Annotated in this window: 15 protein-coding genes; 3 read left to right on the plus strand and 12 right to left on the minus strand. The window is 66.1% G+C overall.

Features of this window, described 5'->3' with window-relative positions; genetic code table 11:
- Positions 1-34 precede the first annotated feature (34 nt).
- Positions 35-2,260 (plus strand): EAL domain-containing protein, encoded by a 2,226-nt coding sequence (locus tag DBV10_RS12500; RefSeq protein ID WP_124513971.1) that lies wholly within the window; start codon positions 35-37, stop codon positions 2,258-2,260.
- Between the two features lie 203 nt (positions 2,261-2,463).
- On the opposite strand, the gene DBV10_RS12505 is transcribed toward DBV10_RS12500, so the two are convergent.
- From DBV10_RS12505 to DBV10_RS12515, 3 genes are all read right to left on the minus strand, one after another.
- Entirely contained in the window at positions 2,464-3,420 is a 957-nt protein-coding gene (locus tag DBV10_RS12505) for a ZIP family metal transporter (RefSeq protein WP_124513972.1), read from the minus strand.
- A gap of 61 nt (positions 3,421-3,481) precedes the next feature.
- Positions 3,482-4,105 (minus strand): superoxide dismutase, encoded by a 624-nt coding sequence (locus DBV10_RS12510; RefSeq protein WP_124513973.1) that lies wholly within the window; start codon positions 4,103-4,105, stop codon positions 3,482-3,484.
- 124 nt (positions 4,106-4,229) lie between these two features.
- Positions 4,230-4,736: a hypothetical protein gene (locus tag DBV10_RS12515; RefSeq protein WP_124513974.1), complete on the minus strand. Its 507-nt coding sequence runs from the start codon at positions 4,734-4,736 to the stop codon at positions 4,230-4,232.
- A gap of 439 nt (positions 4,737-5,175) precedes the next feature.
- On the opposite strand from DBV10_RS12515, the gene DBV10_RS12520 reads away from it, so the two are divergent.
- Positions 5,176-5,646, plus strand: coding sequence for a hypothetical protein (locus tag DBV10_RS12520; protein WP_124513975.1), 471 nt, complete (start codon positions 5,176-5,178; stop codon positions 5,644-5,646).
- A 46-nt stretch (positions 5,647-5,692) separates the two neighbouring features.
- Here the strand turns inward: DBV10_RS12520 and DBV10_RS12525 are convergent, their stop codons facing one another.
- The 3 genes from DBV10_RS12525 to sbcB all read right to left on the minus strand — a co-directional run bounded on the left by DBV10_RS12525 (position 5,693) and on the right by sbcB (position 9,922).
- Positions 5,693-7,036: a protein kinase gene (locus tag DBV10_RS12525; protein ID WP_124513976.1), complete on the minus strand. Its 1,344-nt coding sequence runs from the start codon at positions 7,034-7,036 to the stop codon at positions 5,693-5,695.
- Between the two features lie 39 nt (positions 7,037-7,075).
- Entirely contained in the window at positions 7,076-8,323 is a 1,248-nt protein-coding gene (locus DBV10_RS12530; RefSeq protein ID WP_124513977.1) for a cystathionine gamma-synthase family protein, read from the minus strand.
- 153 nt (positions 8,324-8,476) lie between these two features.
- Positions 8,477-9,922 (minus strand): exodeoxyribonuclease I, encoded by a 1,446-nt coding sequence (gene sbcB / locus DBV10_RS12540; RefSeq protein WP_124513979.1) that lies wholly within the window; start codon positions 9,920-9,922, stop codon positions 8,477-8,479.
- A 184-nt stretch (positions 9,923-10,106) separates the two neighbouring features.
- Here sbcB and DBV10_RS12545 point away from each other — a divergent pair, with 184 nt between their 5' ends.
- Positions 10,107-11,435, plus strand: coding sequence for a lytic murein transglycosylase (locus DBV10_RS12545; protein WP_124513980.1), 1,329 nt, complete (start codon positions 10,107-10,109; stop codon positions 11,433-11,435).
- Between the two features lie 91 nt (positions 11,436-11,526).
- On the opposite strand, the gene DBV10_RS12550 is transcribed toward DBV10_RS12545, so the two are convergent.
- The 6 genes from DBV10_RS12550 to dnaE form a co-directional block, all read right to left on the minus strand.
- Complete coding sequence (locus DBV10_RS12550; RefSeq protein ID WP_124513981.1) at positions 11,527-12,873, minus strand: sigma-54 dependent transcriptional regulator; 1,347 nt, start codon at positions 12,871-12,873, stop codon at positions 11,527-11,529.
- Complete coding sequence (locus DBV10_RS12555) at positions 12,870-14,777, minus strand: ATP-binding protein (RefSeq protein WP_124513982.1); 1,908 nt, start codon at positions 14,775-14,777, stop codon at positions 12,870-12,872. Before DBV10_RS12555 ends, DBV10_RS12550 begins: the two co-directional genes overlap by 4 nt.
- Positions 14,778-14,867: 90 nt before the next feature.
- Positions 14,868-16,175: a dicarboxylate/amino acid:cation symporter gene (locus DBV10_RS12560; RefSeq protein ID WP_124513983.1), complete on the minus strand. Its 1,308-nt coding sequence runs from the start codon at positions 16,173-16,175 to the stop codon at positions 14,868-14,870.
- Between the two features lie 583 nt (positions 16,176-16,758).
- Positions 16,759-19,107 (minus strand): ATP-dependent Clp protease ATP-binding subunit ClpA, encoded by a 2,349-nt coding sequence (gene clpA, locus DBV10_RS12565; protein ID WP_124513984.1) that lies wholly within the window; start codon positions 19,105-19,107, stop codon positions 16,759-16,761.
- Positions 19,108-19,164: 57 nt separating this feature from the next.
- Positions 19,165-19,533: an ATP-dependent Clp protease adapter ClpS gene (gene clpS, locus DBV10_RS12570; protein WP_124513985.1), complete on the minus strand. Its 369-nt coding sequence runs from the start codon at positions 19,531-19,533 to the stop codon at positions 19,165-19,167.
- Positions 19,534-19,630: 97 nt separating this feature from the next.
- The gene (gene dnaE, locus DBV10_RS12575) at positions 19,631-23,167 is read right to left on the minus strand and encodes a DNA polymerase III subunit alpha (RefSeq protein ID WP_124513986.1); all 3,537 of its coding nucleotides are present in this window, start codon (positions 23,165-23,167) and stop codon (positions 19,631-19,633) included.
- Between the last annotated feature and the right edge of the window lie 367 nt (positions 23,168-23,534).

Below are 23,534 nucleotides of genomic sequence, written 5' to 3' on the forward strand. Positions count from 1 at the left end.
CAGGGCTCCCGGAAAGCGCCCTCCACCACGTTCCATGACATTGCCCCACCACCCCGCAGCCCCCCACGAAGCCGAAGAGCGCGGACACGCCGAGGCCCTGCTCCAGCTGTGCAAACGCCTGGAGCGCGCCTGGACCTTGCCCGACGTGCTGGAAGCCGTCAAACCCATGGGCGAAAGCGTTTTTGACTATCGCCATGTCTGGCTGGCGCTTTTCGACGAAGCCTCGGGCATGCTCGATTTCCTCACGCACACCACCAGCGGCGAAGAGAGCGCCCTGAGCCGCCAGCTACAGACCATGAAAATCCCCGTAAAGGGGGATGCGCTGCTCGAAGAAATCATGCAGGCCACCCACGTCGTGGTGGTGGAAGACGCGCGCACCGACCCCCGCACCAACAAAGCCGTGGTGGCGACACTGCACAACCGCACCATTGTCAACGTGCCGCTGATCATGGCCGACCAGCGCCTGGGCGCGCTGGGCATGGGCACCTATGGTGACGAGGAAGGCGTGCGGCCGCCCAAGCCCTGGCAGATCGCGCTGATGCAGGCCACCGCCGGGCACCTGGCCGTGGCACTGGACCGGGTGCGCTTCATGACCGCGCGGCGCGAGGCCGAAGAGGCACTGGTGCAGCAGAAAGAGCGCCTGCAGGTGACCCTGCAATCGATCAGTGACGCTGTGGTCACCACCGATGCTGCGGGGCTGGTGCAGTATCTCAACCCTGCCGCCCAGGCGCTGACGGGCTGGTCGCTGGCCGCCGCCTGCGGGCGCAGGCACCAGGATGTGCTGGGCCTGGGCACCGAGCCCGGCACCGACACAGCCCCCGATCTGGTGGGCCGGGCACTGGCACAGGGCAGCACCCAGTTTCATTCCAAGCTGCGGTCCACGCCGCAGGCGGGCGCCCCGTTGCTCATGGACCTGTCGGCCTCCCCCCTGCTGCGCCCCGGCGGGGATGCCGACGGCGTGGTGCTGGTGTTTCGCGATGTGACCGAAGCCAGCCGGCTGAGCCGCGAAATGGAGTTCCAGGCCCTGCACGACACGCTCACCAGCCTGGGCAACCGCCGCGCATTCGAGAACCTGCTGGCCCAGGCCTTTGCCGCCACGCGCGATGGCGCCGCCCGCCACTGCGTGTGCTACCTCGATCTCGACAACTTCAAGGTGATCAACGACACCTGCGGCCATGCCGCAGGCGACGAGCTACTGCGGCAGGTGGCACATCTGTTTCTGGCCCACCTGCAGCCCCAGGACCTGCAGCAGGCCTTGCAGGTGGCAGAGCGCATGCAGCAGGAACTGGCCGCATTCCGCTTTGCGTGGCGCGACCATGTGTTCAGCGTGAGCGTCAGCATCGGGGCGGTGGCGCTTGACGCCACCACGGAAAGTGTGGGAGCCCTGCTGCAAGCAGCCGACAGTGCGTGCTACGTGGCCAAGGACGGAGGGCGCAACCGCATCCATGTCTATGCCGAGAACGACCCGGCACTGGCACAACGCTATGGCGTCATGGAATGGGTCAGCCGCATCGAGGACGCCTTGCAGCACGACCGGTTCGAGCTGTTCGGCCAGCCCATCACCCGCCTGGACACGGCACATGGCAGCCAGCCCCGTGGCCTGCACTGCGAGATCCTGCTGCGCATGCGCACGGCCGATGGCCGCCTGGTCTCGCCCAGAGAATTCATGCCCGCCGTGGAGCGCTACCAGTTGGCCGCCCGTGTGGACCGCTGGGTCATCAAAAAGACCCTGGCGTGGATGGCCGAACACCAAGAGGGGGTGGAGCTGTGCTGCATCAACCTCTCGGGCCAGTCGGTGGGCGACGCCGCCTTCCTGGGCCAGGTGCTGCAGGCCATGGACCAGACCCCGGTGCGCTGCGACCGCCTGTGTTTCGAGATCACCGAAACCGCCGCCATGGGCGACCTGGCAGCGGCCAACCGTTTCTTCCAGGCCCTGCGCGCGCGGGGCTGCCAGTTCGCGCTCGACGACTTTGGCAGCGGCCTGTCGTCGTACGCCTACCTGCGCGAGCTGGCGGTGGACATGCTCAAAATCGACGGTCAGTTTGTGAAGAACATGGCCGACGACCCCGTGAGCTTTGCCATGGTGAAGTCCATCCACGAGATCGGTTGCCTCATGGGCAAGAAGACCGTGGCGGAGTTTGCCGAAAGCCAGGCCATCGTGGACCTGCTGACCGGCCTGGGTGTGCACTTTGCCCAGGGATACGCCCTGGGCCGCCCCGCCCCGATCGACGCATTGCTGCTGGAAACCGTGGCGCACTGAGCGTCTGCCATCGGCATCCCGGGCGCTGATAACGGCATGCGTTCAAAAGACATAAACCGTTCACGCTGAGCCTGTCGAAGCGCTGCGCGAGGCCTCGACAAGCTCAGCCCGAACGGTTCTTGCTGACAGAAAACCCCAAGCCAAAACAGGCCCTTGCGCGCAACCATCATACCCTGATAGCTATCAAATACATAGCAATCAACTCAACCCAGCGCAGTATCCAGCAGCATCATCACCACAAACCCCACCATCAGCCCGCCCGTGGCCCAGGCCTCGTGGCCCTTGCGGTGCGACTCGGGAATGATCTCGTGGCTGATCACAAACAGCATGGCCCCGGCCGCAAACCCCAGCCCCCAGGGCAACAGGCTGGCCGATGCGCTGACGACAGCCGCCCCCAGCACGGCGCCCAGGGGCTCGACCAGACCCGAGGCCATGCCCAGCCCCACCGCCAGCGCGCGCCGGTAACCTGCCGCCAGCAGCGCCATGGCCACCACCAGGCCCTCGGGCACGTCCTGGATGGCAATGCCCGTGGCCAGCGCGTTGGCCCGCAGCGGGTCGCCGCCCGCATGCGCCACGCCAATGGCCAGCCCCTCGGGCAGGTTGTGCAACGCAATCGCAAACACAAACAGCCAGGTGCGCTGCAGCGTGCGCGACGCCGGGGCGCCCTCCACGCCCTTGATGAAATGCTCGTGCGGCAGCAGGCGCTCCATCCACAGCAGCACCAGCGCCCCCAGCAAAATGGCCCCGCCCACCGTGGCCCCCGCGCCCCAAGCGCCCGCCCCTGCCCCGCGCGCCGCGTGGAGGCCCGGGATGATCAGCGAGAACGCGCAGGCCGCCAGCATCACGCCCGCGCCAAAACCAAACAGCGTGTCCTGCGCGCGCTCGGACAGCCGCTGGGACAACAGCACCGGCAGCGTGCCCAAAGCGGTGGCCAGCGCGGCCACCAGGCCGCCCCACCAGGCCGCCTCGACCGTTGGCTGGCTGGCCATCCACTGCCACGCCTGGGCAGCGGCAGCCACGATGCCCAGCAACACAATGCCCAGGCCCAGCCACTGCCGCCGGCGCAGTGCCGGGGCGTGCCCTGCGGGCGGGGTCACACCTTCAGCGGTGAGCGCAGGGGATTCCAAGGCGGTGTCGGGCGAACTGGGCGGCATCTGCATGGCGGCGGCTCCGGTGTGGGCAACAGGTGGGTCTAGGAACAGGAATCACTGTGCAAGGCGGTCACGCCCGCGCGAGCGCAAAGCGGCGGGCCACCTCGGCCCAGTCGATCACGTTGTAGAACGCCGCGATGTACTCGGGGCGGCGGTTCTGGTAATGCAGGTAATAGGCGTGTTCCCACACATCCAGCCCCAGGATGGGCGTGTTGCCCGACATCGCCCCCGCCATCAGCGGGCTGTCCTGGTTGCCCGTGCTCTCCACCACCAGCTGGCCCGCCGCGCCCACACACAGCCAGGCCCACCCGCTGCCAAACCGCGTGAGCGCCGCCTTGGTGAACGCATCCTTGAACGCGGCAAATCCGCCCAGGTCGGTATCGATGGCACGCGCCAGCGCGCCCTCTGGCTGCCCGCCGCCCTGGGGCGACATCACGCGCCAGAACAGGCTGTGGTTGGCGTGCCCGCCGCCGTTGTTGCGCACGGCGCCCTGCAGGTTTTCGGGCAGCAGCACCAACCGCGCCACCAGCTCATCAATGGGCAGATCGGCATGGGGCGTGCCCTCCAGCGCGGCGTTCAGGTTGTTGATGTAGGTCTGGTGGTGTTTGGAATGGTGGATCTCCATCGTGCGCGCATCAATGTGCGGCTCCAGCGCGTCGTAGGCATAGGGCAAGGCAGGCAGCGTGTAAGGCATGGTTTTTCAGTCGGGTTGAGAGAAGGAAGCAAGGACAACATCCGGCGCGGGCAACGCTGGCCGGTGCGAGAAGAAGGGGCCACAACGCCAGCCGGGCCACAGCGGCGAGGTGGCCGGTTCGCCGTCAGGACGACAGGCCAGCCAGCCCGCCCCCGGCAAGCGCCTGGGCAATGGCAGGATGGGGACCATGGCTGCGCACATGGGCGAGCAAGGCCGCATGCGTTTCGCGCCCATGCCGCCACGCCGCCTGGCGCAGCGCGGCGCCACACCGGCCATCCGCCACTAGGCTCTGCAGCAGCCCATGGGCCCGGCCCAGCAAGCGCGCCGCCGCATCGGGCTCGGCCGCCTGCACCTGCAAGTCGGCCACGTTCAGGTGCGACACCACCAGGGCCGCAATGCAATCGTCCTCACGCCCCGCCGGGGGCGTTTGCTGCACCAGGCGCAAGGCCAGCGCCAACGCCTGCTGTTCAAACGCCAGCGCCATGGCCATCTGGCCCATCTGCCCGGCGGCGCGGGCGCGCTGCATAGCGCGCTCCCACTGGGGCAAGGTGGCGGGGACTGGCGGCAGGCCTACAGAGGTGGAGGCGCAGTCAGGGGTGTGGGGGTGGGTGGGGGTGCCCATCAGGTCCATCGCAAAACTCCTGGAGGAGCCTTTTGCGGTGGACGGGGTGTGGCGTACTCAGGCGATCAAATGATAACCATTTGCATTTGCAATGTCCAACCAAGGAGGTCGCGCACCAGGGGTTTGGTGGATAGGCGCACAAATTCGGAAACGGCGGAAGTCCACATTGACTCGCAACCCGGCTTGCTCTCTGCCGAAAGCTGCCCCGTGGAAGGCTCAGGCCCCACCCGTTCGCAAGCTATAGTTTGTGCGGTTGAAACTTGCCGGGTTTGTCGGAATTTTTATACCTGGGTGTTTGAACAGCCCCGCGCCTGCAAACCCAGGCTGCAAGCCACTTCCAGGAAGAATCAATATCCTGAATATCCAGCACGGTCCAGTTTTACCCGCGGGTTCTGCGGGATGCGTTACGTTAGCCTTCAAGTCAAAATCATCCACACCTCGTTCACCAATGAAGCCACTGATCGCAATCTTGACACTCTCGCTCCTTGCCGGCTGCGCAGCGCCGAAGCCCGCGAAGTTCTATGACGGACCGACTCTCCCGACCGAGAAACTCGCTCGAGTTCGAATGCCAAATGTCAAGATCTGGGTGGTTGCCGTCGATGGCAAGAGCACGAGAGATGGGCAAGGCGGCCTTCTCGACAAGTCGGAACTTCTACTTGCGCCCGGTTCGCACGAACTGACTCTCTTGCACACCCGCAACGACGGTTGGCTACAGCATGACCGGGCTGACGCCAAACTGGCCGTGACGCTTCTAGCCGGTCACGTCTATACCGTAAGGTATCGTGATGTGAGGGACCGACGGGTTGAGTTCTTTCTTGTCGACCACGAGTCCACATACGACAAGAAGTGTGCGCAGTTGCTGACCAAGAGCGGCCAGCTTATCTACATCGGAGACGGTGTCGCACCTGAGTGCTATTGAAGGCGGACCCTTCGCTTGAGCGGACCTCCACCGGCCGCTCCCCCTCTCAATCCCCCACCCCCTCCTGCATCCCCCCACCGGGCGCAGCCACCAACTCCCACTCCGCCAGCTGCTCGTTGGTCGCAATCAGCCGCCCCACCAGCAGCTTGATAAAGGCCTTGTCAAACCGCGACTGCAAATCCTCCGACGCCTCGCGCAGCGCGGGGTTGCGCACCTTGAGGACCAGCACCTCGGTTTCGGCCACGGCGGTGGCGGTGCGCATCTTGTTGTCGGGGCGCAGGTAGGTCATTTCGCCCAGGGTGACGCCGGGGCCCAGGGTGCTGAGGTTCCAGCCCTGGCGGCTGATGGCGACCTGGCCTTCGATGAGGATGCAGAACGAGTCGCCCGGGGTGTTCTCGCGCATGAGCACGGTGCCCTGCTCCAGGCGGCGCCAGCTGCCCAGGCGCATCAGCTCCCACAGGGCCACGTCGTGAAAGTCGGCAAAAAACGGCAGTGCGCGCAGGCGGGCAAAACGTTCGGCCTCGGTGTCTTGCGAGCGCTGGCGGGGCAGACCCCGGTGGGCAGCGAGCAGGGCCTGGGCAAAGTCGGGCCAAGTGGCAAAGCGGTCTGCGGGGTCTTTGGCCAGGGCGCGCAGCAGCACCTCGTCTACATGCGGCGGCAGCGCGGCGCGCAGCAGGCTGGGGGGCGTGGGGGCTTCGTGGCTGATCTTGTAGAGGGTGGCGAAGTCGGTGTCGCCATCAAACGGGCGGCGGCCGGTGAGCAGCTCGCACACCACCACGGCCAGCGAGAACATATCGCTATGGTGCGTGAGGTCCTGCTCGCGCACCTGCTCGGGCGACATGTACGACGGCGAGCCGACCAGGCCCGCCAGCTGCGTGGCATCGCTGCGCAGCGACAGGGCGGCGCCAAAGTCGGTCAGCTTCACATTCCCATCGCGCGCCAGCATGAGGTTGGCGGGCTTGATGTCGCGGTGCACCAGGCCTTCGCGGCAGGCGTAGTCCAGCGCGTTGCAGCATTTGAAGGCGATGTCCAGCACCTGGGGCATGGGCAGCAGCGCATCGGGCGTTGCAAAGTCCGACAGGGGCTGGCCGTCCACGTATTCGAGCACCAGGTACGGGGGCAGAGCCTCTTCGTCGGCGTCGAGCAGGCGCACGATGTTGGGGTGGCGCAGGCGGCCTGACAGCGCGGCCTCGTTGCGCAGCAGCTTGCGGTAGCGCTCGGCCTGCTCAGGCACCTTGAGCAGGTGGGCGTGGGTCTGCTTGATGGCGACCTTGCGGCCCCGGAAGCCGTCGAGCCCCAGGTAAACAATGCCACTGGCGCCCCGCCCCAGTTCGCGCTCGATGCGGTATTTGCCGATGCTGGCGGGCGGTGCGGAGGTGGCTGTGGCCATGGCGGGCTCCCGGCGAGGGTGGGCAGTGAAGGCGGCGGGTCAGGCTCCGGCAAGCGCCTGCTCAAAGTCGGCCAGCAGGTCTTCCACCTCTTCCAGGCCCACCGACAGGCGAATCATGCTGTCGGCAATGCCCATGGTGGCGCGCACAGCGGGGCCGGCCTCCCAGAAGATGGTGTGGGCCACCGGGATGATGAGCGTGCGGGTGTCAGCCAGGCCTGTGGCCTTGATGGGCAGCTGCAGGCGGTTGCACACGGGCAGGCATTGGTCGGGGTTGCGCAGCTCGAACGACAGCAGCCACGAACCTGCCTTGAAGTGCTTGCTGGCAATGGCATGCTGGGGATGTGATGGCAGCAAGGGGTAGTGCACGCGCGCGATGGCCGGGTGGGCCTCCAGCCACTGCGCCAGCGCCAGGGCCGTGGCGCTGGTGCGGTCCATGCGCAGGGCCAGGGTTTCGGCGCCCAGGGCCAACTGGTGGGCGGCGTGGGACGACAACGTGCCGCCCATGTCGCGCAGGCCCTTTTTGCGCAGCTGCTGCAGGCCCCAGCCCTTGGCGTCGCCCTTGCGGTAGGCGGCAAAGATGTTGGGGTAGCGCGACCAGTCGTACAGGCCGGTGTCGGTGATGGCCCCACCCAGCGCGTCGCCCAGGCCGCCAATGCTTTTGGTAAGCGAGTTGACCACCAGCCCCGCGCCCACCGTAGAGGCGCGGAACAGGTAGGGCGAAGCCACGGTGTTGTCCACCACGTAGAGCGCGCCATGCGCCTTGCACAGCGCACCAATGCCTTCCAGGTCGGGGATCTGGGTGCCGGGGTTGGCAATGGTTTCGACAAACACCATGCGGGTGTTGGGGCGCAGCGCGGCGGCCACGTTGGCGGCGTCGGTCACGTCCACCGTGGTGACTTCCACGCCCAGGTCGGCCAGGGTGCCCAGCACGCTGTTGGTGTTGCCAAACACAAACTGGCTGGCCACCAGGTGGTCGCCCGCCTTGAGCAGCGTGAGGAACACTGCGCAGATGCCCGCCATGCCGGTGGCAAACACGATGGTGCCGTGGCCGCGCTCCATCTTGGTAATCTTGGCCTCCAGCGCCGCCGTGGTGGGCGTGCCCTGGCGCGCGTAGTTGAAGCCGCCCTTGGCCGTGCCCTGGAACACGGCGATCAGGTCTTCGACCTTTTCGTAGCCGTATTGCACCGAGGTGTGGATGGGCTGGTGAATAGCGCCCTGCTCGGCGCCGCCCAGGCGGTCGGCATGCACGATCTGGGTGGTGAAGCTTTGGTTCTGCGGTGTCGTCATAAAAATCTGCGCTGTTTCTGCTGGTCTACGTGCAAGGCGGGGCGACGAACACTGGCGCGACCTCTACGCCAGCGCACCCGTGGAACTGGCTTTGCCAGGCCACCGGGTGCGTCCCCCCTCAGGGGGGAAGGCGCGCAGCGCCTCAGGGGGGAGTCACCTCTCCGGAGCGATGTGTTCGGCGTAATCGTACAAGGCACCCAGGATGTCCTGCGTGCGGTCGTCATCGGCAGTCTCTGACAGGGTATCGATTTCGGTGAACAGCTGCTCCACCGTGCGCGCCCCGCCCTGCCCGTCAAACAGGCAGGCGGCGCGATGCGCCTCCCAGCGCTGCTGCTCTTCGGGCGTGAGGGTTTGCGGAAAGTTGCGCGCCCGGTAGCGCCACACCAGCTCGGTCAGGCGCGGGTCGTCAAAGCCCGTGCGGGCGGTGGCCAGCTTGGCGCCCGACATGCTGCGCAGGTCGTTCAAATAGCGCCGGTCGTTGTTGCCGACAAAGCCGCCATACAGGTCCTGGTCCACATCGGGCGCGGGCTCGGCGGGCCGGGCGAACACGGCGGGCCAGATGCCGCTCATGTCGGGCAGGCTGCGCGCCACCTCGGCGTGCTGCGCGGCCTGGGCCAGGTCGATGCCCCAGCGCTGCGCCAGTGCGGGCGTGAGGGTGTTCACATTGCCCACCACCATGGGCGACTTGTTGAGGTGGATGGTTTTGATGGGCAGGCGCGCCACGCCCTCGGGCAGGTCGGCCGCGCGGGTGAACATGCGCAGGCGGATGTCGTCCACATTCAGCGTGGCCAGCTCGCGCGGGTCGTGGGCCAGGTCCCAGGCGATCAGCTCGTTCTTGTTGGTGGGGTGGCTGGCCAGCGGCCACATCACGCCCAGGCAACCACGCTCCACCGGAAACATGCCCGACACATGCAAAAACGGCCGCGCCGTGATGGCCGTGGCAGGCAGGCGCAGCTCGGCGGCCACGCGGTCTTTTTTGTGCAGCGCCAGCGCAAAGTCAAACAGCTTGGCGTTGTGCTGGCGAATGAGGCGTGCGAGGGCAATGGTGGCGCGCACGTCCGACAGCGCATCGTGTGCGGCCTCGTGCAACAGGCCGTTGGCTTTGGAGAGGTGTTCGAGCTTGAAGCTGGGCGCGCCGTCTTCCTTTTTGGGCCACTGGATGCCATCGGGCCGCAACGCGTAGGTCATGCGCACCACGTCCAGCAAGTCCCACCGGCCGCACTGGTTTTGCCATTCGCGCGCATAGGGGTCGATGAGGTTGCGCCAGAACATGAAGCGCGTGATCTCGTCGTCGAACCGGATGGTGTTGTAGCCCACGCCAATGGTGCCGGGCTGGGCAAACTCGGCCTCGATGCGGTTCGCGAATTCACGCTCGGGCAGGCCCTTTTCCAGGCAGAGCTGGGGGGTGATGCCGGTGATGAGGCAGGACTGTGGGTCGGGCAGATAGTCGTTGGCCGGCTGGCAGTAAATCATCAGCGGCTCACCGATCTCGTTGAGGTCGGCATCGGTGCGGATGGCGGCGAACTGCGCCGGGCGGTCTCGGCGCGTGTTGGCACCAAAGGTTTCGTAGTCGTGCCAGAGGAAGGTGTGGGCAGGCATGGCTGTCAGGCGATGGGCTTCAAGCGAAAGCGAGGCAGCAACTGTAACCGGTATTGCAGTCCATTTGGCCTCCAGGGCATATGCGACAAGCGCTACAAGCTATCAACTCTGTAGCATCAAAGTAATACATCTGGATACCCTGGGGTGAGCGCCCTCAGCGCGGCCCATCGCACGACAATGGCGCATGCAGACAACCGACCTCTTCCCCGTCCACCGCGCGCGCAGCGCATGGTGGCTGCCCATCGCCCTCACCATCACCGTCTCAGCCACCGTGGCAGGCTGCACGTCCGCGCCGCCGGCAGCCCCTTCGGCCACTGCGCCCCCCGCAACCGCCCCAGCCAGCACCGCCGGTGCAGGCCAGCCCGGCGCCACGGCAGAACAGGCCGGATTTGCCGCCTGGCTGGCCGCCTTTGCCCCCCAGGCGCTGGCCGCAGGCATCCGGCCCGACACCGTGCGCCATGTGCTCGCCCAGGCGCAGCTGCAACCGCGCGTGGTGGAGCTGGACCGCGACCAGCCCGAATTCACCCGCACGCCCTGGGCCTACCTCGACGGCGCAGTGTCCGCGCAGCGCATCGCCCAGGGCCAGGCCAAGCGGGCCGAGCACCAGGGCGCGCTCCAGGCGGCGGCTACGCGCTATGGCGTGCCCGCATCCGTCATCACCGCCATCTGGGGCATGGAGAGCAACTACGGCAGCAATTTCGGCAGCTTCCGCACCGTGGATGCGCTGGCCACCCTGGCCTACGAAGGCCGCCGCCGCGACTGGGCGCGCGCCGAGTTACTGGCGGCCCTGCGCATCATCGACCTGGGGGATATTGCCCCCGAAGCCATGGTGGGCTCCTGGGCCGGGGCCATGGGCCACACGCAGTTTTTGCCATCGGTGTTCCTGGCCCATGCGGTGGATGCCGACGGCGACGGGCGCCGTGACATCTGGGGCAGCATCCCCGATGTGGCGGCCTCGACCGCCCGCTTTCTGGCCGATGCAGGCTGGCAGCCGCAGGAACCCTGGGGCACCGAAGTGCGCCTGCCCCCAGGCTTTGGCCATGCACGCGCCGAGCTGAATGTGCGCCAAAGCGCCGCCCAGTGGGCCGACGAAGGTCTGCGCACGGTGGACGGCCAGCCGCTGCCTGCGCTGGCCTCGGCCGCCGTGCTGGAGCCCGCAGGCGCACGCGGCCCGGCGTTCTTGGTGGGGCAGAACTTCCGCACCATCCTGCGCTACAACAACTCCACCAGCTACGCGCTGGCCGTGGCCCTGCTGGCCCAGCGCCTGGACGGTGGCCCGGGCGTGGTGGCCGACTGGCCGCGTGGCCTGCAACCCCTGTCGCGCGAGCAAACCCGCCAGCTGCAAGCGGCGCTGAACGCGCGCGGCTTTGCCACCGGCACCCCCGACGGCGTGCTGGGCCCCGCCACCCGCGCCGGGCTGCGCCAGTACCAGCAAAGCCGGGGCCTGGTGGCCGATGGCTACCCCACGCTGGAGGTGCTGCAGGGCCTGGTGGGCGGCGCGCCTGCAAAGTAAGAACAGGTTTCAGGAGCAGCCGCAGCGCCCTGCCCGTCTCCGGCTTGATCTACCAGGCAGGCTGGCGCCAGGGCAGCGGGCACGGCGGCCATCAAGAGCCCAGGCCGTACTTGCGGATCTTGTCGTGCAAAGTGGTCTTGGCCACCCGCAGCGCTTCGGCCGTGCGGGCCAGGCTGCCGCCTTGCTGGCGCAGGGCTTCTGCGATCAGGGTGCGCTCAAACGCCTCCACCGTGGCCGCCAAGGCCTGGGGCTGTGCTGCGTCCCCGGCATCGCCCGCCGCCCCCACAAAGGGCGCAGCGCCTGCGGCAATGCCCAGCACCACGCGCTCGGCCACGTTGCGCAGCTCGCGCACATTGCCGGGCCAGTGGTAGCCCAGCAGTTGGTGCAACTGGCCAGCGGGCAGCTCGGGCACGGGGCGCTGGTGGCGGGCGGCGGCAGCCATCACAAAATGCTCCAGCAGCAGCGGCACATCTTCGCGCCGATCACGCAGCGGGGGCAGGTCCACCGTGGCGACGCTCAGGCGGTAGTACAGGTCTTCGCGGAACTTGCCCTGGCGGCACAGCTCCAGCAAATCCACCTTGGTGGCGGCCACCACGCGGCAGTCGATGGGGATGAGCGTGTTGGAGCCCAGGCGCTCCAGCACGCGCTCTTGCAGCACGCGCAGCAGCTTGATCTGCATGGCCAAGGGCATGCTCTCGATTTCATCGAGAAACAGCGTGCCGCCGCTGGCATACTCGATCTTGCCGATGCGGCGCTTGCCCGCACCGGTGAAGGCCCCGGCCTCGTTGCCAAACATTTCGCTGTCAAACAGCGTATCGGGCAGGCCGCCGCAGTTGATGGCCACAAAGTGGCCTTTGCTGCGCGGGCTGGCCTCGTGCAGGCAGCGGGCGGCCAGCTCTTTGCCGGTGCCGGTTTCGCCATGGATGAGCACATCCACCGCGCTCGCCGCCAGGCCCGCCAGCACCTCGCGCAGGCGCTGCATGTTGGGCGCGCGGCCCATCACCAGGCGCTCGATCGCATCGCGCTGTGCGAGCTGGCTGCGCAGCTGGCGCACCTCCAGCACCAGTCGGCGCTTGTCGAGCGCGCGGCGCACGGCGCCCACCAGTTGCTCGGGGGCAAAGGGCTTCTGGATGAAATCGTGCGCGCCGTCCTTCATGGCCTGCACGGCCATCGAGACATCGCCATGGCCGGTGATGAGCACCACGGGCAGCTCTGGGTCCATGCCCATGAGCTCTTGCAAAAAGGCCATGCCATCCATCTGGGGCAAGCGGATGTCGCTGACCACCACGCCGGGGTAGTCACGCCCCAGGCGCAACCGGGCCAGCTCGGCACTGGGGGCGCTTTCGGTAGCAATGCCTTCAAGCTGCAGGGCCTGCTCGCAGCCCAGCACGATGTCGGGGTCGTCTTCGACGATGAGGACCTTGAGGTCGGGGGTCATGGGCGGTCTGGGGCTGATTCCGAATCTGGGCGGGGGGCTGCGGGCAAGGCCAAGTGGAACACAGCGCCGCCGTCAGGGTGGTTAGCGCCACTGAGGGTGCCGCCCGATTCACGCACGATGCCGGCCGACAACGCCAGCCCCAGGCCCAGTCCGTCGCCCGAACCCTTGGTGGTGAAAAACGGCTCAAACAGATGGGCCAGCGCTTCGCCCGTGAGGCCCGGGCCCAGATCGCGCACCTGCACATGCACCTGCTCGGCCCCCGCTGTGGCCAATTGCTCGCAGCGGATCTCAACGCGCAAGGCGCTGCTCCCAGCCATCGCATCCAGCGCATTGTTGATGAGGTTGACCAGCACCTGCTCCAAGCGGTTGCCATCGCACCAGGCCACGGGCTCGGGCTCGGCCATGTCCAGCAGCACCTGGGCCCCCGTCTGCTGGATGCGCGGCTCCAGCACCGCCAGCGCGTTGGCCAGCGCGGCGCGCAGCGGCACGGGCCGTGGCTCGCCGGTTGATTTGCGGGCAAAGGCCCGCAGTTCGCCCGTGATGCGGCCCATGCGGTCGGCCAGCTGGGCAATGCGCTCCAGGTTGACGCGCACCGTGGGCAAATCGCCCCGATCCAAAAACCGCACGCTGTTGCCCGACAGGGTACGCAGCGCCGTGAGCGGCTGGTTCAGCTCGTGTGCCACGCCGGTGGAGAGCTGGCCAATCACCGCCAGCTTGCCCGCCTGCACCAGCTCGTTCTGCGCGGCGCGCAGCGTGCCTTCGGCACGAATGCGTTCTTGCACTTCAGACTGCAGGCGCTCGTTGGTGCACGACAAATCGGCCGTGCGCTGCTGCACCTTGCGCTCCAGCTCGTCGTGTGCGGCCTGCAGCGCCTCGCGGGCGGCCAGGCGGTCGCGCAAACGGTCACGCTCGTGGCGACGGCGCTGGTTGAGCATGAAGCCCAGCAGCGCCACAAAGGCCGCACCGATGGTGGCAATCAAGGCATCGCTTTGCGCCGCCTCATCGACCCGCGCCAGGTGCGAGAACACCGTCAGCGTCCAGGGCGTGCCCGGCAACGCGCGCGATTGGGTCAAAAAACGGCCCGTCACGGGGTAGACGGATGCCATCTCGGTGCCCTCGCGCGCCACGCGCACCAGCCGCGCGCCCTGGTCCAGGTCGCTCAGCACCTTGATGCCCAGGGGGGTGAGCGCGCGGCGGTTGTATTGCAGGGTCTGGTCAAAGGCCTTGCGCGTGGCTTCGTCCAGGGGGCGCAGTGCAGTGAACTTCCAGTCGGGCACCGAGCCCAGGATCACCACGCCGTTTTCATCGGTCACGATCACCGGCGCCTCGACCGTGGACCAGGACTGCTCCAGCTGGTCCAGGCTGACCTTGGTGACGGCCACCCCCACGGTGCGGCTGCCATCGAGCAGGGCCGACGCCAGGTAATACCCTGGCTCCCCGCGCGTGGTGCCAATGCCGAAAAACCGCCCGCTGCCCGTGCTCAAGGCATCGCGGAAGTAAGGCCGAAAGCGCAGGTCCTCGCCGATGAAGCTGTCGGGCCGGCGCCAGTTGCTGGCGGCCACCACCTGCCCCTGCAGGTTGATCACGTAGATGGAAAGCGTGCCCGCGCGCTCGTTGAGCTGCTCCAGATAGGCGTTGACGCTGTCTGCGCCACGGGCCGGCGCAGGGGCCGACAGCAGGGTCTGCACCCCCTGCTCCAGCTCCAGCGTGCCCGGGAGGAAGGCATATTTGCTGATCTCGCGCTGCAGGCTGGCCGTGTACAGCTCCAGCCGGTGCAGGCCTGTGGCCTGGATCTGCGCCTGCCCCATGCGCTGGGCCAGCAGGTAGGCCAGGCACCCGCTCAGCCCCACCCCGGCCAGCAACAGCAGGACCGTGAACTGGCGCAAGGATCGGGGCAAAGGCATGGGGGGTGGGATGTTAGCAGCGCGCCCCCAGCACCCCGCCCGCACACCCCACGGGCGGCGGCAGGCCACCTCCGGGCGGGATAGGAAGGATCAAGCCGTGCGGGGCAGCACTTCGTCGTCGCCCGCTGCGGGCAACATCTCCTCGCGTTCTGCCAGCGCCTCGGGCACGGGGTCGATGGCGTTCTCCCACTTGGCCACGACGGCCGTCGCAATGGCGTTGCCCAGCACGTTGGTCAGCGTGCGCCCCATGTCCAGGAAATGGTCAATGCCCAGGATCAGCAGCACACCCGCCTCGGGCAGATGGAACATGGGAAGCACGGCGGCCACCACCACCAGCGAGGCACGGGGCACGCCGGCAATCCCCTTGCTCGACACCATGAGCACCAGCAGCATCGTGATCTGGGCAGACAACGGCATGTCGATCCCGTAGGCCTGCGCAATGAAGATGGCGGCGAACGTGGTGTAGATCATGGAGCCGTCCAGGTTGAACGAATACCCCAGCGGCAGCACGAACCCTGTCACCTTGGGTTTGACTCCGAACTTTTCGAGCTGCTCCATGAGCTTGGGGTACACCGATTCACTGCTCGCCGTCGAAAAACCGATGAGCATGGGGGTGCGGATCAGCTTGAGCAGGCGGAACACATCGCGCCCCAGCACCACATAGCCCGCACACACCAGCACCAGCCACAAGGCCGCCAAGGCCAGGTAGAAGCTGAGCATGAATTTGCCAAACACGCCCAGCATGCCCAGGCCCTGGGTGGTAATGGCACCGGCCACCGCGCCAAACACGCCCACGGGGGCAAAGCGCATCACATAGTCAGTGACCTTGAGCATCACATGGACCACCTCGTCGAGCGTGGCCACCAGCGTGCGCGCCGCCTGGTTGTGCAGATGCCCCAGCGCCAGGCCAAAGAACAACGAGAACACCAGGATCTGCAGGATGGCATTGTTGGCCATCGACTCCACGATGCTCTTGGGGAACACCTGGGTGATGAAGTCGCGCAGGTTCAGCGCCCCCGTCTTGAGCTGCGTCGAAGCGCCCACTTCGGGCAGCGGGATGGACAAGGAACTGCCGGGTTGCGTGAGGTTGGCAATGACCAGCCCCAGCGTCAGCGAAATCAGGGACGCCCCCAGGAACCAGGCCACCGCCCGTGTGCCAATGCGGCCCACCGTGCGCGAATCGCCCATGCTGGCCATGCCTGCGGCCAGCGTGGCAAACACCAGGGGCGCAATGATCATCTTGATCATGCGCAGAAAGATGTCCGTGAGCAGGCCAAAGTAGCCCGCGATCTCCTTGGCGGCCTCGGGCGTGGGCGCCCCTGCGTGGCAGGCGTACCCGACCAGAACCCCTAGAACCATGGCCAGGATGACCATCGTGGTCAGACGATTGAGTTTCATGCGATGTGTGTGAATGGAAAAAGAAAACGTGGAGCGGCAGTGCGACCGTGCCCGGCCGCCGCTGCAAGGCAATCAGGGGCCAGCAAGGCGGTGCGCGGTCTGCTCCGCGCGGCGATGGCGAATACGGTCACCAGGGTGGGCGTGGCTTCTGCAGCTGCAGCTGCAGGCAGAGTTCGGGCGCGCAAGGTCGCCCACGGTGTATGGTTTCTGGCATGGCTTGTCTCCCCTTGGTAGCGGGCCGCGTCGGGCGCGGCCTGCCACCGTCATTGCACGCAATGTGCCAGGCACGGGCACCATGCCAAGTCCTTGATTTCACAGTGAAAGTGCGGTGCACGAGCGGTTGTCGGGTTCGGCTTTCCGCCCCGTCCAGTCACCATGCATTCGGAATTCCGAACAGATCAGGGCGACACTCGGCCTGCGCCGGCCGCGCCCCGTGGCGCCATGGGCGAACCGGCTTCTGCCCCCGGGCCCCTCCCAACATGCCCAACACTCTCGGCCCTCTCAACAGGTCGCCGCAAAAAGAAAAGCCGGCCCCAAGGGGCCGGCTTTGATGCAGAGACGGAGAAAAGGGGGGCTTGCCCAATCAGTCGGCAGTGGCCTCTTCCGGCTCGGTAGGCTCCGCCTTGGCCGAACGCTCCTTCTTGGGCAGGGGCTGGATGTCCAGCAGCACGTCGGAGGTCTCCACACCCTTGTCGTCGGTCTTGAGCTCGATGTCCACCGTGAGGCGCCCACCTTCGGTGAGACGGCCAAACAGCAACTCGTCGGCCAGCGCACGGCGGATGGTGTCCTGAATCAGGCGCTGCATGGGGCGTGCACCCATCAGCGGATCGAAGCCCTTCTTGGCCAGGTGCTTGCGCAACTGGTCGGTGAAGGTGACTTCCACCTTCTTCTCGGCGAGCTGGGTTTCGAGCTGCAGCAGGAACTTGTCCACCACGCGCAGGATGATCTGCTCGTCGAGCGCCTTGAAGTTGACGATGGCATCCAGCCGGTTGCGGAACTCGGGCGTGAACAGGCGCTTGATGTCGCCCATCTCGTCGCCCGCCTGGCGCGGGTTGGTGAAGCCGATGGTCGCCTTGTTCATGGTCTCGGCGCCGGCGTTCGTGGTCATGATGATGAGCACGTTGCGGAAGTCGGCCTTGCGGCCGTTGTTGTCCGTCAGCGTGCCATGGTCCATGACCTGCAACAGCACGTTGAAGATGTCCGGGTGCGCCTTCTCAATTTCGTCGAGCAACAGCACCGCGTGCGGCTTCTTCGTGATGGCTTCAGTGAGCAGACCGCCCTGGTCGAAGCCGACATAGCCCGGGGGCGCGCCGATCAGGCGGCTCACGGCGTGGCGCTCCATGTACTCGGACATGTCGAAGCGGATCAGCTCGATGCCCATGATGTAGGCGAGCTGCTTGGCCGCTTCGGTCTTGCCCACGCCGGTGGGGCCGCTGAACAGGAACGAGCCAATGGGCTTGTCGCCCTTGCCCAGGCCCGAACGCGCCATCTTGACGGACGACGCCAGCACTTCGAGTGCCTTGTCCTGACCGAACACCACGCTCTTCAAGTCGCGCTCCAGCGTCTGCAGCTTGCCGCGGTCGTCGTTGGACACGTTGGCCGGCGGAATGCGCGCGATCTTGGCCACGATCTCCTCGATCTCGGCCTTGCCAATGGTCTTCTTGCGCTTGCTGGGCACCAGGATGCGCTGCGCGGCACCAGCCTCGTCGATCACGTCGATGGCCTTGTCGGGCAGGTGGCGGTCGTTGATGTACTTGGCCGACAGCTCGGCCGCAGCCTGCAGCGCCGCAGCCGCGTACTTCACGCTGTGGTGTTCCTCGAAGCGGCTCTTGAGACCCTTCAAGATATCGATGGTCTCAGCCACGCTGGGCTCAACCACATCCACCTTCTGGAAGCGGCGGGACAGCGCGGCATCCTTCTCGAAGATGCCCCGGTATTCCGTGAAGGTGGTCGCACCGATGCACTTGAGCTGGCCGCTGGAAAGCGCCGGCTTCAAGAGGTTGGACGCATCAAGCGTGCCGCCCGACGCCGCGCCGGCACCGATCAGGGTGTGGATTTCGTCGATGAACAGGATGGCGTTGGGCTTGTCCTTGAGCGACTTGAGCACGCCCTTGAGGCGCTGCTCGAAGTCACCGCGGTACTTGGTGCCCGCCAGCAGAGCGCCCATGTCGAGCGAGTACACGGTGGCCTCGGCCAGGATCTCGGGCACGTCGTTCTGCGTGATGCGCCAGGCCAGGCCTTCAGCAATGGCTGTTTTGCCCACGCCAGCTTCGCCCACCAGCAGCGGGTTGTTCTTGCGGCGGCGGCACAGAATCTGGATGGTGCGCTCGACCTCGTAGTGGCGGCCGATCAGCGGGTCGATCTTGCCGTCCTTGGCTGCCTGGTTCAGGTTCTGGGTGAACTGTTCCAGCGGCGATGCCTTTTCGCTGCGCTCACCGCCACCGCCCTCTTCGCCCTCGGCCGGGTTCTCGGCCTTGGCGGGCTCGGGCGGCTCACCCTTCTTGATGCCGTGGGCGATGAAGTTGACCACGTCCAGGCGCGTGACGCCCTGCTGGTGCAGGTAGTACACAGCGTGCGAATCCTTCTCGCCGAAGATGGCCACGAGCACGTTGGCGCCCGTCACCTCTTTCTTGCCGTTGCCCGTGGACTGCACATGCATGATGGCGCGCTGGATCACGCGCTGGAAACCCAGCGTGGGCTGCGTGTCCACCTCGTCGGTGCCGGCGACCTGGGGGGTGTTGTCTTTGATGAAGTTCGACAGTGATGAACGCAGATCATCGATGTTGGCCGAACATGCGCGCAGCACCTCCGCTGCGCTGGGGTTATCGAGCAATGCAAGCAACAGATGCTCCACGGTGATGAACTCGTGGCGCTGCTGACGGGCCTCGACGAAGGCCATGTGCAAGCTGACTTCCAGTTCCTGGGCAATCATGTGAACTCCTTTGTGCTTGCGGGATAGGATTAACTCTAAATCGGGATCAAAGACCTGTTATTCAACAGGCTCACTGACACATTGCAGTGGGTGGCCCGCCTTGAGGGCGGCGTCAAGCACTTGTTCCACCTTGGTGGCGGCCACATCGCGGGAGTACACGCCGCAAACGCCTTTGCCGTCGAGGTGGATCTTCAGCATGATCTGGGTCGCTGTCTCGCGGTCCTTGCTGAAGAACTCCTGCAGCACCACGATGACGAACTCCATGGGGGTGTAGTCGTCATTGAGCATGACCACCTGGTGCATCGGGGGCGGCTGGGTCTTCTGCGTGCGCCTTTCGAGCACGACCGAACCGCCATCATCCCGCGCTGGCCGGGTAACCGGCGGCGCGGTGGGGGGTGAAGGTGGTTTTGTTGCCATGAAAATCATTCTAGCGACCCGCACGGGGGGCTGCCGCAGAAGAAGTTGGGAGTTGACCCGGTATTTTTCAAGCCATGGCGCCGCAGATCGGAGTGCGCACCCCGCCCTACTCGTACACCACGGTGGCAGCCCCGGGGCCCGCCTGCGCCATCCATGCCGCCAGGGCCGCATCCGACGGGAAAAACCGCGCGTTTTCGCCCAGTTGCAGCTCCGCCACCGCCACCGCGTCTTCGGCCTTGCAGCGCACCCCCATGCGCACCCGCAGGCCATGCACCGCCACCTCGCCCTCGGCACTTTCCTCGCGCCGCGCGGGAAACTCCTGCACCAGGCGCGGCACATCGGGCAGCTTGTCGCCCACCACCACGTGCAGGTACTTGCCAAACCGGCAGCGTGCGCCGGCCAGGTCCCACACCTGCTGCACCTTCACGCGCAGGCCGCCGCTGAAATGGTCGAGCTGCAGGCGCCCCATCATCACCACGAACTCGTCTTCCTTGAGCTGGTTGCGGTAGGTGTTGAGCAAGGCCTCATCGGCCGAGGCCTCGATGACGGCGGATTTGTCGTCGAGCTTGAACAGCGCCAGCTTGCCCCGCTGCCCATTGATGACGCGAAAGTCGCTGATGATTCCGGCCAGCACCTGGGGCTCGCGGCTGTCGAGCAGTTCGTCGATCTGGGTGCGCACAAAGCGGCGCACCTCGGTGGCCACCTCGTCGAACAGGTGGCCCGAGAGGTAAAAGCCCACGGCCGTTTTCTCCAGCGTGAGCCGCTCCTTGATACCCCAGGGCAGCGCCTCGACCAGGTCCGGCTCCTGCGTGCTGGAGCCGTGCGCGTCTTCGCCCATCATGTCGAACAGCCCGCCCTGGTTCACGTTGGCCAGCGAGGCTGCCGCAAAGTCAAAAGCCCGGTCGATGGACGCCACCAGCGCGGCGCGGTTCAGGTGGATCGAGTCAAAGGCACCGGCCTTGATCAGGGCCTCCACGGTGCGTTTGTTCATGCGCGCCTTGTCCACGCGCAGGCAGAAGTCGAACAGGCTCTTGAACGGCCCCGTGGTGGAGCCGTTCGGCCCCTCGCCCCGCCCCTCGCGCGCCGCCACCATGGCTTCGATGGCCTGCTGGCCCGTGCCCTTCACGGCCCCGAGGCCGTAGCGGATGATCTTGTCCGTCACTGGCTCGAACCGGTACATGCCCCGGTTCACGTCTGGCGGTTCAAAGGTCATGCCAAAGTGCTTGACCGCGTCCTCGTACAGCACCTTGAGCTTGTCGGTGTCGTCCATTTCCACGGTCATGTTGGCGCAGAAGAACTCGGCGGTGAAGTGCACCTTGAGCCAGCCCGTGTGGTACGCCAGCAGGGAGTACGCGGCCGCGTGCGACTTGTTGAAACCGTAGCCCGCGAACTTCTCCATCAGGTCGAACACTTCGTCAGCCTTCTCCTGGCTGATGTTCTTTTCTGCCGCTCCCTTGCGGAAGATCTCGCGGTGCTCGGCCATCTCCTCGGCCTTCTTCTTGCCCATGGCCCGGCGCAGCATGTCGGCGCCGCCCAGGCTGTAGCCGCCCAGCACCTGGGCGGTCTGCATCACCTGTTCCTGGTACACCATGATCCCGTAGGTCTCGGCCAGCACGGGCTCGACCAGGGGGTGGGGATACTCCACCACCTCCTTGCCGTGCTTGCGGTTCACGAAGCTGGGGATCAGGTCCATGGGGCCCGGGCGGTACAGCGCGTTCAGGGCGATCAGGTCTTCCAGGCGGCTGGGTTTGGCCTCCTTGAGCATGCCCTGCATGCCCCGGCTTTCAAACTGGAACACGGCCTCGGTTTTGCCTTCGGAGAACAGCCGGTAGGTGGGGCCATCGTCGAGCGGGATGTTCTCGAATGCGAAGTTCTCCTGGCCCTTGTGGCGCTTCATGATGAACTCGCGCGCGATCTCCAGGATGGTGAGCGTGGCCAGGCCCAGAAAGTCGAACTTCACGAGGCCAATGGCCTCCACGTCGTCCTTGTCGTACTGGCTCACGGCCGATTCGCTGCCCGGCTGCTGGTAGAGCGGGCAAAAGTCGGTGAGCTTGCCCGGCGCGATCAGCACGCCCCCGGCGTGCATGCCGATGTTGCGGGTCATGCCTTCGAGCTTCTGCGCCATTTCGATGACGGTCTTGACGTCCTCTTCCTTGCGCACCCGCTCGTAGAGCATGGGCTCCAGCTCCAGCGCGTAGTTGTTCTTATCGCCCTCCTTCTTCACTTCGGGCGGGTACTGCAAGGTGTAGGACATGCCCGGCTTGCCCGGCACCAGCTTGGAGATGCCATCGCAGAAGGTGTAGCTCATGTCCATGACCCGGCCCACGTCACGGATGGCAGCCTTGGCCGCCATGGTGCCGAAGGTGGCGATCTGGCTCACAGCGTTCTTGCCGTACTTGTCCTTCACGTAGTCGATGACCCGGTCGCGGTTGGACTGGCAGAAGTCAATGTCGAAGTCGGGCATCGACACCCGCTCTGGGTTCAGGAAACGCTCGAACAGCAGGTTGTACTGCAGCGGGTCCAGGTCGGTGATCTTGAGCACATAGGCCACCAGCGAACCGGCCCCCGAACCCCGGCCCGGCCCGACCGGGCAGCCGTTGTCCTTGGCCCACTGGATGAAGTCACCCACGATAAGAAAGTAGCCCGGAAAGCCCATCTTGAGAATGGTGCCCAGCTCGAACTCAAGCCGGTCCACATAGCGCTGGCGCTGCGCATCACGCTCCGCCTCCTTGGGGAACAAATGCTTGAGTCGCCACTCCAGCCCTTCGAATGAGGCATACCGGAAATACTCTTCCATCGCCATGCCGTTCGGCGTCGGAAAGTCCGGCAACTGCGGCTTGCCCAGCACCAGCGTCAGATTGCAGCGCTTGGCCACTTCCAGCGTGTTGGTGAGGGCCGACGGCACATCGGCAAACAGCGCCTCCATTTCCGCACTGGACTTGAAAAACTGCTCGCGCGTGAATTTGCGCACCCGGCGCTGGTTGGCCAGGATCTCGCCCTCGGCAATGCAGATGCGGGCCTCATGCGATTCGTAGTCGTCAGCCGTCGCAAACTGGATGGGGTGCGTGGCCACCACGGGCAGGTTCAGGCGCGCCGCCAGCTGCACGGCGGCGACCACATGGGCCTCGTCATCCACGCGGCCCGCGCGCTGGATCTCGATGTAGAAGCGGTGGGTGTAGATCCCCGCAAGTTCCAGCGCGACATGGGCGGCGCCGGCATCGTCGCCTTTCATCAGCGCCTGGCCGACAGGTCCGGCCTGGGCGCCCGCAATAGCAATCAGCCCCTCGTTCAGCTCGCGCAGCCATTCCCAGGTGCACACCGGCACGTTCTTGACCACATTGCGCGTCCAGGCGCGCGCCAGCAGTTCGCACAGATTCAGATAGCCCTGCTTGCCCTGGACCAGCAGCAGCATGCGCGCTGGCGCACCGGCTTCGGACGCCACATTGATCTCGGCCCCCAGCAGGGGCTTGACCCCTTTACCGCGGGCCTCCTTGTAGAACTTGATCGCGCCAAACAGGTTGTTGAGGTCGGTGATGGCTAGGGCGGGCTGGCCATCCTTTGCGGCGGCCTTGGCCACCTCATCGATTCGGTTGGTGCCGTCAACGACGGAGAACTCGGTGTGCAGACGCAGGTGAACAAACATAGGGGCCCATTGTAAAAAGCCCGGACTCCCGCCACGCAGGAAAACTCACACAGAGCCCCCGATTTGGAGTGGACCGGCCACCAGTACAATGCATTTCGCCACCTGAGTCCCAGGCCAGAGCCCTAGGGACCCTCTGCACGAATCACCGCGCCGTGTGCATCTGCGGTCTCGGGCGGTCTGCTGCGTTGCAAAACCTCGCAATTGCTTCGGCTATTGCTGCGTTTTGCGCCTGGCAGCCCCTCCCGATCCGCAGCGCACACTTGGCCAGCGGGATTCGTGCAGAGGATCCCTCGCGGCTGGCGCAGGGCGCCCCGTATCGCGGCAGCGGTCGATGCGCCATGAATGCCGTGCACACTCTGTTTCCTTT

The organism is Acidovorax sp. FJL06 (genome assembly GCF_003852545.1).
GTDB lineage: Bacteria > Pseudomonadota > Gammaproteobacteria > Burkholderiales > Burkholderiaceae_C > Acidovorax.

Bases quoted from the DNA above. Each gene is read 5' to 3' on its own strand.
- DBV10_RS12505 (WP_124513972.1), bottom strand. From the start codon at position 3,420: ATGCAGATGCCGCCCAGTTCGCCCGACACCGCCTTGGAATCCCCTGCG.
- DBV10_RS12520 (WP_124513975.1), top strand. From the start codon at position 5,176: ATGAAGCCACTGATCGCAATCTTGACACTCTCGCTCCTTGCCGGCTGC.
- clpA (WP_124513984.1), bottom strand. From the start codon at position 19,107: ATGATTGCCCAGGAACTGGAAGTCAGCTTGCACATGGCCTTCGTCGAG.
- DBV10_RS12555 (WP_124513982.1), bottom strand. From the start codon at position 14,777: ATGCCTTTGCCCCGATCCTTGCGCCAGTTCACGGTCCTGCTGTTGCTG.
- DBV10_RS12560 (WP_124513983.1), bottom strand. From the start codon at position 16,175: ATGAAACTCAATCGTCTGACCACGATGGTCATCCTGGCCATGGTTCTA.
- clpS (WP_124513985.1), bottom strand. From the start codon at position 19,533: ATGATTTTCATGGCAACAAAACCACCTTCACCCCCCACCGCGCCGCCG.
- DBV10_RS12525 (WP_124513976.1), bottom strand. From the start codon at position 7,036: ATGGCCACAGCCACCTCCGCACCGCCCGCCAGCATCGGCAAATACCGC.
- DBV10_RS12545 (WP_124513980.1), top strand. From the start codon at position 10,107: ATGCAGACAACCGACCTCTTCCCCGTCCACCGCGCGCGCAGCGCATGG.
- dnaE (WP_124513986.1), bottom strand. From the start codon at position 23,167: ATGTTTGTTCACCTGCGTCTGCACACCGAGTTCTCCGTCGTTGACGGC.
- DBV10_RS12510 (WP_124513973.1), bottom strand. From the start codon at position 4,105: ATGCCTTACACGCTGCCTGCCTTGCCCTATGCCTACGACGCGCTGGAG.
- sbcB (WP_124513979.1), bottom strand. From the start codon at position 9,922: ATGCCTGCCCACACCTTCCTCTGGCACGACTACGAAACCTTTGGTGCC.
- DBV10_RS12530 (WP_124513977.1), bottom strand. From the start codon at position 8,323: ATGACGACACCGCAGAACCAAAGCTTCACCACCCAGATCGTGCATGCC.
- DBV10_RS12500 (WP_124513971.1), top strand. From the start codon at position 35: ATGACATTGCCCCACCACCCCGCAGCCCCCCACGAAGCCGAAGAGCGC.
- DBV10_RS12515 (WP_124513974.1), bottom strand. From the start codon at position 4,736: ATGGACCTGATGGGCACCCCCACCCACCCCCACACCCCTGACTGCGCC.
- DBV10_RS12550 (WP_124513981.1), bottom strand. From the start codon at position 12,873: ATGACCCCCGACCTCAAGGTCCTCATCGTCGAAGACGACCCCGACATC.